At 59.3% G+C, this 12780-nt stretch carries 10 protein-coding genes; 4 read left to right on the forward strand and 6 right to left on the reverse strand.

Annotated features, from left to right (window positions below; translation table 11 throughout):
- Positions 1–17 precede the first annotated feature (17 nt).
- On the reverse strand, positions 18–464 hold the full coding sequence (locus tag AC07W0_RS07545) for an NUDIX hydrolase (protein WP_017848050.1): 447 nt from the start codon (positions 462–464) through the stop codon (positions 18–20).
- A 215-nt stretch (positions 465–679) separates the two neighbouring features.
- On the reverse strand, positions 680–2905 hold the full coding sequence (locus AC07W0_RS07550; RefSeq protein ID WP_017848049.1) for an NADP-dependent isocitrate dehydrogenase: 2226 nt from the start codon (positions 2903–2905) through the stop codon (positions 680–682).
- A gap of 505 nt (positions 2906–3410) precedes the next feature.
- On the opposite strand from AC07W0_RS07550, the gene icd reads away from it, so the two are divergent.
- The gene (gene icd / locus AC07W0_RS07555; protein WP_026140163.1) at positions 3411–4667 is read left to right on the forward strand and encodes an NADP-dependent isocitrate dehydrogenase; all 1257 of its coding nucleotides are present in this window, start codon (positions 3411–3413) and stop codon (positions 4665–4667) included.
- Between the two features lie 79 nt (positions 4668–4746).
- Here icd and cspD read toward each other — a convergent pair whose 3' ends face one another.
- Positions 4747–5025, reverse strand: a complete 279-nt coding sequence (gene cspD, locus AC07W0_RS07560) for a cold shock domain-containing protein CspD (RefSeq protein ID WP_032804724.1) — start codon at positions 5023–5025, stop codon at positions 4747–4749.
- 224 nt (positions 5026–5249) lie between these two features.
- Between cspD and clpS the strand changes: the two genes are divergently transcribed.
- A complete protein-coding gene (gene clpS / locus AC07W0_RS07565) occupies positions 5250–5618 on the forward strand; it encodes an ATP-dependent Clp protease adapter ClpS (protein WP_010567912.1) in 369 nt (122 codons plus the stop codon).
- Between the two features lie 29 nt (positions 5619–5647).
- Positions 5648–7918 (forward strand): ATP-dependent Clp protease ATP-binding subunit ClpA, encoded by a 2271-nt coding sequence (gene clpA, locus AC07W0_RS07570; protein ID WP_017848046.1) that lies wholly within the window; start codon positions 5648–5650, stop codon positions 7916–7918.
- Between the two features lie 185 nt (positions 7919–8103).
- Here clpA and infA read toward each other — a convergent pair whose 3' ends face one another.
- From infA to aat, 3 genes are all read right to left on the reverse strand, one after another.
- On the reverse strand, positions 8104–8322 hold the full coding sequence (gene infA / locus AC07W0_RS07575) for a translation initiation factor IF-1 (protein WP_002553999.1): 219 nt from the start codon (positions 8320–8322) through the stop codon (positions 8104–8106).
- Positions 8323–8422: 100 nt separating this feature from the next.
- A complete protein-coding gene (locus tag AC07W0_RS07580) occupies positions 8423–9130 on the reverse strand; it encodes an arginyltransferase (RefSeq protein WP_017848045.1) in 708 nt (235 codons plus the stop codon).
- A 55-nt stretch (positions 9131–9185) separates the two neighbouring features.
- On the reverse strand, positions 9186–9866 hold the full coding sequence (gene aat, locus AC07W0_RS07585) for a leucyl/phenylalanyl-tRNA--protein transferase (RefSeq protein ID WP_017848044.1): 681 nt from the start codon (positions 9864–9866) through the stop codon (positions 9186–9188).
- A gap of 496 nt (positions 9867–10362) precedes the next feature.
- Here aat and ftsK point away from each other — a divergent pair, with 496 nt between their 5' ends.
- A complete protein-coding gene (ftsK, locus tag AC07W0_RS07590; protein WP_017848043.1) occupies positions 10363–12768 on the forward strand; it encodes a DNA translocase FtsK in 2406 nt (801 codons plus the stop codon).
- The last annotated feature ends 12 nt before the right edge of the window (positions 12769–12780 follow it).

The raw sequence follows: 12780 nt of genomic DNA on the forward strand, positions 1-12780 counted from the left end.
GGCCCGAGCCTTCAAGGCTAAAGAGAAGGTCGGATCAATTCGAGACTGTGGCGAAAGCCGGCCAGATAATCATCGATACACCGGATGATCAGCTCACTGCGCCAGGCGTCGCGCAGGCCCATCAGCTCGTCACGGCTCAGCCAGCGGGCGCGCACGATGCCGTCGTCAAGTTGATAGTCCGGGCGGTGTTTCAGCGCCTTGGCGGTGAAGCAGACCCGCTGGTAGGTCACGCCGTTGCTCGGCGCGGTGTACAGGTAGATGCCGACGATGCCGGTGGCTTCGACGTCCCAGCCGGTTTCTTCGAGGGTTTCACGCACGGCGGCTTCGGTCAGGGTTTCGTGCGGGTCGAGGTGGCCGGCGGGCTGGTTGAGCACGGCGCGGCCGCCCTTGAGTTCTTCGACCATCAGGAAGCGGCCGTTGTCTTCGACGATGGTGGCGACGGTGATGTGGGGTTGCCAGGTCATTGGATGCCTCTCGATTCTGAGTGCGGTGCGGTCTTCAGGCAGGATTGCAGTCGGTGTGGGAGGGGGCTTGCTCTCGATGGCGGTGGGGCAGTCGACTTGTTGGTAGCTGACTCACTGCCATCGGGAGCAAGCTCCCTGCCACATTTGAATCCGGTTTATTCGCTGGAAACACAAACCCCGGCACGGGGCCGGGGTTTGTTTGCATCCTTACAACCTTACTTCAGCTTGGCAATTGCCGCGTTGAGGGTGTTGCTCGGGCGCATGACTTTGCTGGTCAGCTCCGGGTTCGGCGCGTAGTAGCCGCCGATGTCCACTGGCTTGCCCTGTACGGCGTTGAGCTCGGCAACGATGGTTGCCTCGTTCGCGGCGAGGGTCTTGGCCAGTTCGCCGAATTGCGCTTGCAGCGCGGTGTCTTCGGTCTGTGCGGCCAGGGCTTGGGCCCAGTACAGCGCCAGGTAGAAGTGGCTGCCGCGGTTGTCGATGTTGCCGACTTTGCGCGATGGCGACTTGTTGTTGTCGAGGAACTGGCCGGTGGCCTGGTCCAGGGTCTTGGACAGTACCAGAGCTTTCGGGTTGTTGTAAGTCACGCCCAAATGCTCAAGCGATGCGGCCAGGGCCAGGAACTCGCCCAGGGAATCCCAACGCAGGAAGTTTTCTTCCAGCAGTTGCTGCACGTGCTTGGGTGCCGAACCGCCAGCGCCGGTTTCGAACAGACCGCCACCGTTCATCAGCGGCACGATCGACAGCATCTTGGCGCTGGTGCCCAGTTCCATGATCGGGAACAGGTCGGTCAGGTAGTCGCGCAGTACGTTACCGGTCACCGAGATGGTGTCCAGGCCCTTGCGGGTGCGCTCCAGGGTGAACTTCATCGCGTCGACCGGCGACATGATGCGGATGTCCAGGCCGTCGGTGTTGTGGTCTTTCAGGTAGGTCTGGACTTTCTCGATCACCGCACCGTCGTGGGCGCGCTGTGGGTCCAGCCAGAAGATGGCCGGGGTGTTGCTGGCGCGGGCGCGGTTGACGGCGAGTTTGACCCAGTCCTGGATCGGCGCGTCTTTGGCCTGGCACATGCGGAAGATGTCGCCGGCTTCGACGGCCTGTTCCATCAGCAGGTTGCCCTTGCTGTCGGTAACGCGGACGACGCCGTCAGCCTTGACCTGGAAGGTCTTGTCGTGAGAGCCGTACTCTTCGGCTTTCTGTGCCATCAGACCAACGTTCGGCACGCTGCCCATGGTGGTCGGATCGAACGCGCCATTGGCCTTGCAGTCTTCGATGACAGCTTGGTAGATGGTGGCGTAGCAGCGATCCGGGATCACGGCCTTGGTGTCGTGCAGCTGGCCGTCGGTGCCCCACATTTTGCCGGAGTCACGGATCATGGCCGGCATCGAGGCGTCGACGATCACGTCGCTCGGCACGTGCAGGTTGGTGATGCCTTTGTCGGAGTTGACCATCGCCAGGGAAGGGCGAGCGGCGTAGACCGCCTGGATATCGGCTTCGATCTGCGCTTGCTGCTCGGCCGGCAGGGCCTTGATGCGAGCGTACAGGTCGCCGATGCCGTTGTTCAGGTTGAAGCCGATCTGCTCCAGCACGGCGGCGTGCTTGGTCAGGGCGTCTTTATAGAACTCGGCAACGATCTGGCCGAACATGATCGGGTCGGAGACCTTCATCATGGTGGCTTTCAGGTGAACCGACAGCAGTACGCCTTGTTTCTTGGCGTCTTCGATTTCAGCGGCGATGAAGCTGCGCAGGGCGTTCTTGCTCAGCACGGAGCTGTCGATGATTTCGCCAGCTTGTACGGAAGTCTTTTCCTTCAGTACGGTCGCGGTGCCGTCTTTAGCGATCAGTTCGATTTTGACCGCGTCGGCTGCCTCGATCTGTACGGCTTTTTCGCTGCCGTAGAAGTCGCCGTGGCTCATGTAAGCGACGTGGGACTTGGAGTCGGCAGCCCAGGCGCCCATCTTGTGCGGGTGCTTGCGTGCGTAGTTCTTGACCGACAGCGGTGCGCGGCGGTCGGAGTTGCCTTCGCGCAGTACCGGGTTCACGGCGCTGCCCTTGATCTTGTCGTAACGTGCACGGGTTTCTTTTTCCGCGTCGGTGGTTACGGTTTCCGGGTAGTCCGGCAGGGCGTAGCCCTTGGCTTGCAGTTCTTTGATCGCCGCCTGCAGTTGAGGCGTCGAGGCGCTGATGTTAGGCAGCTTGATGATGTTGGCTTCAGGCGTAACGGCCAGGGCGCCCAGTTCGGCGAGGTGGTCCGGGACGGCTTTGGTGCCCAGTTGCTCGGGGAAGCTTGCGAGGATGCGCCCGGCGAGGGAGATGTCGCGGGTTTCCACGGCAATATCAGCGGAAGCGGTGAAGGCCTCTACGATAGGCAGCAGTGAATAGGTGGCGAGGGCTGGTGCTTCGTCGGTGAAGGTGTAGATGATCTTCGAGCGGGTGGGCATATTCGGATTAACTCTCTTCTTTGCTGAAAGCGTGCGCAGAAACTCGAGATGCGCCGGGTAGAGCGCGTTCGTTCAAAGTCATCCATGAGCGAAAGGTCGAGGTTTCTTCGCGGTGATGTTGGGTTGCATCAGTCGAGCGTCAAGCGGGTGGACTATTGTTTAGTCCGGCTTTTCTGGCGCTGGGCGCTGCTTTCTATTGAAGAAGCAGGCAGTCGGCCGTCGTGACTCTTTGGTCAGCGGCGGCATTATACATAGGTCGCTATGCTTACGCCGAGCCTTCATACAAAAGGTGGGTCGTCCATTGGTCTAAAGGTCGCAGGGACCAAGTTGCGCCTAAAGTCGCATGATGTGCTCAAGATTGGCGCTTTTCCCTTTGCTTTCAAGCTTGTAGGCGACTAAATATGCTGTTTTCGATGCAAATGAGCGTGGCGTGAGGTTTAAGTCGTCATTTATCTGGAGTAGGCTCGAACGCAGCCAGATGTTCAATCCATAGATGGAGTTCAGCATGGGATACAAGAAGATTCAGGTTCCGGCAGTCGGCGACAAAATCACCGTCAATGCAGACCATTCTCTCAATGTTCCTGACCAACCGATCATCCCTTATATCGAAGGTGACGGTATCGGTGTCGACATCAGCCCAGTGATGATCAAGGTGGTCGACGCCGCTGTTGAAAAAGCTTACGGCGGCAAGCGCAAGATTTCGTGGATGGAAGTTTACGCCGGTGAGAAGGCGACCCAAGTCTATGACCAGGACACCTGGCTGCCCCAGGAAACCCTGGACGCGGTGCGCGATTACGTAGTCTCCATCAAAGGCCCGCTGACCACGCCGGTCGGTGGTGGCATCCGTTCGTTGAACGTGGCCCTGCGCCAACAACTCGACCTGTATGTGTGCCTGCGCCCGGTGCGCTGGTTCGAAGGCGTGCCGAGCCCGGTCAAAAAGCCTGGCGACGTGGACATGACCATCTTCCGCGAAAACTCCGAAGATATTTACGCCGGGATCGAGTGGAAAGCCGGTTCGCCGGAAGCGATCAAAGTGATCAAGTTCCTCAAGGAGGAAATGGGTGTCACCAAGATCCGTTTCGACCAGGATTGCGGTATCGGCATCAAGCCGGTGTCCAAAGAGGGCACCAAGCGCCTGGCGCGCAAGGCCCTGCAATATGTCGTGGATAACGACCGCGAGTCGCTGACCATCGTACACAAAGGCAACATCATGAAGTTCACCGAAGGTGCCTTCAAGGAATGGGCCTACGAAGTGGCGGCTGAAGAATTCGGCGCAACCCTGCTCGATGGCGGGCCGTGGATGCAGTTCAAGAACCCGAAGACCGGCAAGAATGTCGTGGTCAAGGATGCGATTGCCGATGCCATGCTGCAGCAGATCCTGCTGCGTCCGGCTGAATATGATGTGATCGCGACCCTTAACCTCAACGGTGACTACCTGTCTGACGCCCTGGCGGCGGAAGTCGGTGGTATCGGTATTGCGCCGGGCGCCAACTTGTCCGACACCGTGGCAATGTTTGAAGCCACCCACGGTACCGCGCCGAAATATGCCGGTAAGGACCAGGTCAACCCGGGTTCGCTGATCCTGTCGGCGGAAATGATGCTGCGCCACATGGGCTGGACCGAAGCGGCCGATCTGATCATCAAGGGCACCAATGGTGCTATCTCGGCCAAGACCGTGACCTATGACTTCGAGCGCCTGATGGAGGGCGCGAAGTTGGTGTCGTCGTCGGGCTTTGGCGATGCGCTGATCTCGCACATGTAAACACGCAGGCATAAAAAACGGCTACTCCAATGGGTTGGGTGGCCGTTTTTTATTTGCATGCTTCTCGCTTGGCAGTGAATCAGGCCGTTAGCTTCTTTTCTTTTTGAGCGGCGGATACAACGGGTTTTGCAGGTGTAGTGATCGCGATTGCACAGATATTCACAGCGTGCAGCCCTTTCGGTCCTTGAATGATCTCAAAACTCACAGTTTGGCCCGCTTTCAGCGTTTTGTAGCCATCCATTTTGATCTCGGAATAATGCGCAAAAAGGTCCTCGGTCTTACCTTCTTCATTAATGAAGCCGTAACCCTTGGCATTGTTGAACCATTTGACCTTGCCACTGATCTTGACGCCAGACATACCCATATCCCTCTGCACCAGACTCCATCACTGGAGTATCATCCAGTTTATCCGTCCTAACCCGAATAAATAAGGTTGACTGCGCGGACCTTTTTTACCCACTGTGGGTTCTATTGGTTGTAACACCGATTTGCCGATAGTCAAGGTGACCGAACGGTCAGAGTTGAAATTCTGACAGGTCGCCCCCACCACTGTATTTGAACCACTGACGAACCTTTCTTTCCATGCATGCAATCAGCCAGATTCGACTAACATTCAATCAGGATCGACCGGATCACGAGCACGATGACGACGGTTCTGCAGGCATTGCTGTTCAGGAGGCCAAGCCTGCTCTACAGGCGCCGCCGATGTACAAGGTGGTTTTGTTCAACGATGACTACACACCGATGGATTTCGTGGTCGAAGTACTCGAGGTGTTTTTTAACCTGAACCGCGAGTTGGCGACCAAGGTAATGCTGGCCGTTCACACAGAAGGACGGGCAGTATGTGGAGTGTTTACCCGCGACATCGCCGAGACAAAGGCCATGCAGGTCAACCAGTACGCCAGGGAAAGCCAGCATCCGCTACTCTGTGAAATCGAGAAGGACGGTTAACGCCGACCACTTGGGTATGAGGTGAAGCTATGTTAAACCGCGAGCTCGAAGTCACCCTCAATCTTGCCTTCAAAGAGGCCCGTTCGAAGCGTCATGAATTCATGACCGTCGAGCACCTGCTGCTGGCACTTTTGGATAACGAAGCTGCCGCCACCGTTTTGCGTGCGTGCGGCGCCAACCTCGACAAACTCAAGCATGACCTGCAGGAGTTCATCGACTCCACGACGCCACTGATCCCCGTGCATGACGAGGACCGTGAAACCCAGCCGACCCTGGGCTTTCAGCGGGTATTGCAGCGTGCTGTTTTCCACGTACAGAGCTCCGGTAAGCGTGAAGTCACGGGCGCCAATGTGCTTGTCGCCATCTTCAGCGAACAGGAAAGCCAGGCAGTGTTCCTGCTCAAGCAGCAGAGCGTTGCCCGTATCGATGTCGTCAACTACATCGCCCACGGTATCTCCAAAGTGCCTGGGCACGGCGATCATTCCGAGGGTGAGCAGGAAATGCAGGACGACGAGGGCGGTGAGTCTTCTTCTTCGGGCAACCCATTGGATGCCTATGCCAGCAATCTCAATGAGCTGGCGCGCCAGGGGCGGATCGATCCGCTGGTGGGGCGCGAGGCTGAAGTTGAGCGCGTGGCGCAGATCCTAGCGCGTCGTCGCAAGAACAACCCGTTGCTGGTAGGTGAGGCGGGCGTGGGTAAAACCGCGATTGCCGAAGGCCTGGCCAAGCGTATCGTCGACAACCAGGTGCCGGACTTGCTGGCCAGCAGCGTCGTCTACTCCCTTGACCTCGGCGCGTTGCTCGCCGGGACCAAGTACCGCGGCGATTTCGAGAAGCGCTTCAAGGCGCTGCTCGGCGAGCTGAAAAAACGCCCGCAGGCGATCCTGTTCATCGATGAAATCCACACGATCATTGGGGCTGGTGCGGCCTCCGGTGGTGTGATGGATGCTTCCAACCTGCTCAAGCCGTTGTTGTCGTCGGGTGATATCCGCTGCATCGGCTCGACCACGTTCCAGGAATTCCGCGGGATCTTCGAGAAAGACCGTGCCCTGGCGCGTCGCTTCCAGAAAGTCGACGTGTCCGAGCCTTCGGTTGAAGACACCATCGGCATCCTGCGTGGGCTGAAGGGGCGTTTCGAAGCGCACCATGGCATCGAGTACACCGATGAAGCGTTGCGGGCCGCTGCCGAGCTGGCGTCGCGCTACATCAACGATCGGCACATGCCGGACAAGGCCATCGATGTGATCGACGAGGCGGGTGCCTATCAGCGTCTGCAGCCGGTCGAGAAGCGTGTGAAGCGCATCGACGTGGCTCAGGTCGAGGATATCGTGGCCAAGATCGCGCGGATTCCGCCAAAACACGTCACCACCTCCGACAAAGAGCTGCTGCGTAACCTGGAGCGCGACCTCAAGCTCACCGTGTTTGGCCAGGATGCGGCCATCGACTCGCTGTCCACTGCGATCAAGTTGTCGCGGGCGGGCCTCAAGTCGCCGGACAAGCCCGTCGGTTCGTTCCTGTTCGCCGGCCCGACCGGCGTCGGCAAGACCGAAGCGGCCCGGCAGTTGGCCAAGGCCATGGGCATTGAGTTGGTGCGGTTCGACATGTCCGAATACATGGAGCGTCACACCGTGTCGCGCCTGATCGGTGCGCCTCCGGGCTATGTCGGTTTTGATCAGGGCGGCCTGTTGACCGAGGCGATCACCAAGCAACCGCATTGCGTATTGCTGCTCGATGAAATCGAGAAGGCTCACCCGGAAGTCTTCAACCTGCTGCTGCAGGTCATGGACCACGGCACCCTGACCGACAACAACGGGCGCAAGGCGGATTTCCGCAACGTGATCGTGATCATGACCACCAACGCCGGTGCTGAAACCGCGGCGCGGGCGTCGATCGGCTTTACGCATCAGGATCACTCTTCCGATGCGATGGAAGTGATCAAGAAGAGCTTCACGCCGGAGTTCCGCAACCGTCTGGACACCATTATCCAGTTTGGTCGCCTCAGCCATGAGGTCATCAAAAACGTGGTGGACAAGTTCCTCACCGAGCTTCAAGCGCAGTTGGAAGACAAGCGCGTGCAGCTGGAAGTGACGGACGCGGCGCGCAATTGGCTGGCCGAAGGTGGTTACGACGCGGCAATGGGCGCTCGCCCGATGGCGCGTCTGATCCAGGACAAGATCAAGCGGCCATTGGCCGAAGAGATCCTGTTCGGCGAGCTCTCCGACCATGGTGGCGTGGTGCATATCGACCTGAAGGACGGCGAGCTGACCTTCGAGTTCGAAACCACGGCCGAAATGGCCTGATCGTTCTGCAGCTACGCAAAAGGCGCCGAAAGGCGCCTTTTTACTGTCTTGAAATGTAATTGCCAGAACAATGGCGATCCAATGTGGGAGGGGGGAAGCTCCCTCCCGCATTGGGTTTCGGGTGTCAGGTAAATTCTATACACACAAAAACGCCCGGCATAACCGGGCGTCTTGTATTGACTTGATTAGCGGGCGCGGTAAGTGATGCGCCCTTTGCTCAAGTCATAGGGCGTCAGCTCGACGCGCACTTTGTCACCGGTAAGAATACGAATGTAGTTCTTGCGCATCTTGCCGGAGATATGCGCGGTTACGACGTGCCCATTTTCCAACTCCACACGAAACATGGTGTTGGGCAGGGTGTCGACGACAGTGCCTTCCATTTCGAAGCTGTCTTCTTTCGACATGCAGTAAAGCCCTCGGTATCCAGTGAATGGCCCGGTGCAACTGCGCCAGGCAAAAGCGGCGTGCATTGTGCCCGAAAAAGGGTGTTTAAGCCAAGAGGTTCTAGTTAAGCGTGACCCATCTTTGATTAATCAGCAGTTCAATCGGCCGATATTGGGTCTTGTAGTTCATCTTTTTGCAGTTTTTGATCCAGTATCCAAGGTACACCGCCTCCAGTTCCAGGCGCCGGGCTTCGCTGATTTGCCAGAGGATCGCGAAGCGTCCCAGGCTGCGCCGCTCTTCGTCGGGTTCATAGAAGGTGTACACCGCCGACAGGCCGTTGGGCAGCAAATCGGTCACGGCGACGGCCAGCAGGCGCCCGTCGAGTCGGAATTCGTAGAAGCGTGAAAAGGGCAGTTCACGCACCAGGAAGGTGGAAAACTGGTCGCGACTGGGTGGGAACATGTCGCCGTCGGCGTGGCGTTGTTCGATGTAGCGCTGGTAAAGATCGAAGTATTCTTCGCTGAACCGGGGGTTGGCCGCCGTGACCGTCAGGTCGGCGTTGCGCTTGAGGATGCGCTTCTGATTGCGGTCCGGCACAAACTGCGCCACGGGAATACGTGCCGGCACGCAGGCATTGCAGTTTTGGCAGTGCGGTCGGTACAGGTGATCGCCGCTGCGCCGAAAGCCCATTTCCGAAAGGTCGGCATACACATGCACGTCCATCGGCTGGCTGGGGTCGAGGAACAGCGTAGTGGCCTGTTCGTCGGGCAGATAGCTGCAAGAGTGGGCTTGAGTGGCATAAAACTTCAAGCGCGCCAGCTCGGTCATGATCAACCCTCGGATAAGCTTTGAAATAAGTGTAAGCCAGGTGCGAGGAAGTCGCCTAGGAAACCCACGGTCCAGCGTTGGGTTGGTCCAGATAGTCGCGCAGGAAGCCGGCGAACTCGCTGCGCGGTATGGCGCGGGCGCCCAGGCTGTGCAGGTGATCGTTGGGCATCTGGCAGTCGATCAGCACAAAACCCCATGCCTGCAGCTGCCGGGTCAGCGTGGCAAAACCGAACTTCGAGGCGTTATCGGCGCGGCTGAACATGGATTCGCCAAAAAACAGCCGGCCCATCGCCAGCCCATACAGGCCGCCCACCAGTTCGCCGTTGTCCCAGACCTCGACCGAGTGCGCGTAACCCCGTGCGTGCAGCTCCTGGTAGGCGCTCTGGATGCCTTCGGTGATCCAGGTGCCATCTGCATAGGCGCGAGGCGCAGCGCAGGCCTGGATGACCGCAGCGAAGTCCTGGTCGAAGGTCACGCGATAGCGCTGCTGGCGCAATAATTTGCCCAGGCTGCGGGATACGTGCAGTTCGTCGGGGAAAATCACCGTGCGTGGGTCCGGTGACCACCAGAGAATCGGCTGGCCTTGCGAGAACCACGGAAAGCAGCCGTGGCGATAGGCCTGGATCAGTCGCTCGGCCGACAGGTCGCCACCGGCGGCGAGCAGGCCGTTGGGTTCGCGCATGGCTTTGGCCAGCGGCGGGAAGGTCAGGGTGTCGCGTTGTAACCAGGTCAGCATGGCATCCAGGCTTACGGAAGGGGAGGGGAGTGGCAGGCGTCGGGCCTGCCCAGGAGGTTGATTATTGTCGACACGGCGTCAGGGGGCCAGCCCGAATCGGGCATTGCTGTGGATTAGCATGAGCGGGTGTTTCTGCAACTCTCTCTCTGAGACGTGGTCGTATTCGGGGCTGCCCCATGCAGGCCAATTGCCAAGCTTGCCTGGATTGCTAAAAACAGCGCATAAGCCTTTGTCAGCAAAGACAATGCATGCTCAAATTGAACAGTGTTTGACCCGTGAATTGTCCAGGCTGCCGCGCAAGGGGCAAGGGCGTGGCATCGCGGACACAAACCCGTACAATGCGGGCATTCTGGCGTTATCGCCGTTTCACTCGTCAATCGCTCGGTGTTAAAGGTAGATTTAACGGCGTTCGTTTATTTTTCGGCTGCTCGGATTGGGCGGCAGTGTGCAGTCATTCAACAGATGGACGCGCTAAAGGCGCAGGAAAAGACCCGTTTTGAAGAAATCCACCGCGACACAAAAAACAGTCGTGCCGGCCTGGCGTCAGCACCTGCATTATCGGCTCAAGGAAGGTGCGCTGATCGCCATCGGCGCGCTGTGCCTGTTCCTGATGATGGCCTTGCTCACCTATGGCAAGGACGATCCGGGCTGGAGCCACAACAGCAAGATCGATGACGTGCAGAACTTCGGTGGGCCTGCCGGTTCCTACAGCGCCGATATCCTGTTCATGGTGCTGGGTTATTTCGCGTACATCTTCCCGTTGCTGCTGGCGATCAAGACCTGGCAGATCTTCCGCCAGCGTCATGAGCCGTGGCAGTGGAGTGGCTGGCTGTTTTCCTGGCGCCTGATCGGCCTGGTGTTCCTGGTGCTGTCCGGCGCGGCGCTGGCGCATATCCATTTCCATGCGCCGACCGGCCTGCCGGCGGGTGCTGGCGGCGCGCTGGGTGAGAGCCTCGGCGACCTGGCCCGCAAGACCCTGAATATCCAGGGCAGCACCCTGATGTTTATCGCGCTGTTCCTGTTCGGCCTTACCGTGTTCACCGACCTGTCGTGGTTCAAGGTGATGGACGTGACCGGCAAAATCACCCTCGACCTGCTGGAGCTGTTCCAGGGCGCCGCGAACCGCTGGTGGGCGGCCCGGGTGGAGCGCAAGCGCATGGTGGCCCAATTGCGCGAGGTGGACACCCGCGTCAACGAGGTCGTGGCCCCGAGCACGCCGGACCGGCGTGAACAGGCCAAGGTCAAGGAACGCCTGATCGAACGCGAACAAGCCCTGAGCAAGCACATGTCGGAGCGCGAGAAACAGGTGCCGCCGGTGATTGCCCCGGCGCCGCCCAAGGCTCCCGAACCGAGCCATCGCGTGCAGAAAGAAAAACAGGCACCGTTGTTTGTCGACAGCGCGGTCGAAGGCACGCTGCCACCGATCTCGATTCTCGACCCGGCCGAGAAGAAACAGCTCAACTATTCCCCGGAGTCCCTGGCGGCCGTCGGCCATCTGCTGGAAATCAAACTCAAGGAATTCGGCGTCGAAGTCTCGGTGGACTCGATCCACCCCGGCCCGGTGATTACCCGTTACGAAATCCAGCCAGCGGCCGGGGTCAAGGTCAGCCGAATCTCCAACCTGGCCAAAGACCTCGCCCGCTCCCTGGCCGTGACTAGCGTGCGCGTGGTGGAAGTGATCCCCGGCAAAACCACCGTGGGCATCGAGATTCCCAACGAAGACCGTCAGATCGTGCGCTTCTCCGAGGTGCTGTCGACCCCGGAATACGACAACTTCAAATCGCCGGTCACCCTGGCCCTGGGCCATGACATCGGCGGCAAGCCGGTAATCACCGACCTGGCGAAAATGCCTCACCTGCTCGTGGCCGGTACCACCGGTTCGGGTAAGTCGGTGGGGGTCAACGCGATGATCCTGTCGATCCTGTTCAAGTCCGGCCCGGAAGACGCCAAGCTGATCATGATCGACCCGAAGATGCTCGAATTGTCGATCTACGAAGGCATTCCGCACTTGCTCTGCCCGGTGGTCACCGACATGAAGGACGCCGCCAACGCCCTGCGCTGGAGCGTTGCCGAGATGGAGCGGCGCTACAAGCTGATGGCGAAGATGGGCGTGCGCAACCTGTCGGGCTTCAATGCCAAGGTCAAGGAAGCCCAGGACGCCGGCACGCCGCTGACCGACCCGCTGTACAAGCGCGAAAGCATCCACGACGAAGCGCCATTGCTGACCAAGTTGCCGACCATCGTCGTGGTGGTCGACGAATTTGCCGACATGATGATGATCGTCGGCAAGAAGGTTGAAGAGTTGATCGCACGTATCGCACAGAAGGCGCGTGCTGCCGGTATCCACTTGATCCTCGCGACCCAGCGGCCGTCGGTGGATGTGATCACCGGTCTGATCAAGGCCAACATCCCGACGCGCATGGCGTTCCAGGTGTCGAGCAAGATCGACTCGCGGACCATCATCGACCAGGGCGGCGCCGAACAATTGCTGGGCCACGGTGACATGCTCTACATGCCGCCGGGCACCAGCCTACCGATTCGCGTGCATGGCGCGTTCGTTTCCGACGATGAAGTGCATCGCGTGGTGGAAGCCTGGAAACTGCGCGGTGCGCCGGAATACAACGACGACATCCTCGCCGGTGTTGAAGAAGCCGGCAGCGGCTTCGACGGCGGCAGCAGTGGTGGCGACGATGATGCCGAAACCGACGCGCTGTACGACGAAGCGGTGGCCTTCGTGTTGGAAAGCCGTCGCGCCTCGATCTCCGCCGTGCAGCGCAAGCTGAAAATCGGCTACAACCGTGCCGCCCGCATGATCGAAGCCATGGAAAATGCCGGCGTCGTCACCGCAATGAACACCAACGGCTCGCGCGAAGTCATCGCCCCCGGGCAGATGCGCGACTGATCACGCGCCGCG

It is taken from the genome of Pseudomonas sp. GW704-F2 (assembly GCF_059423025.1).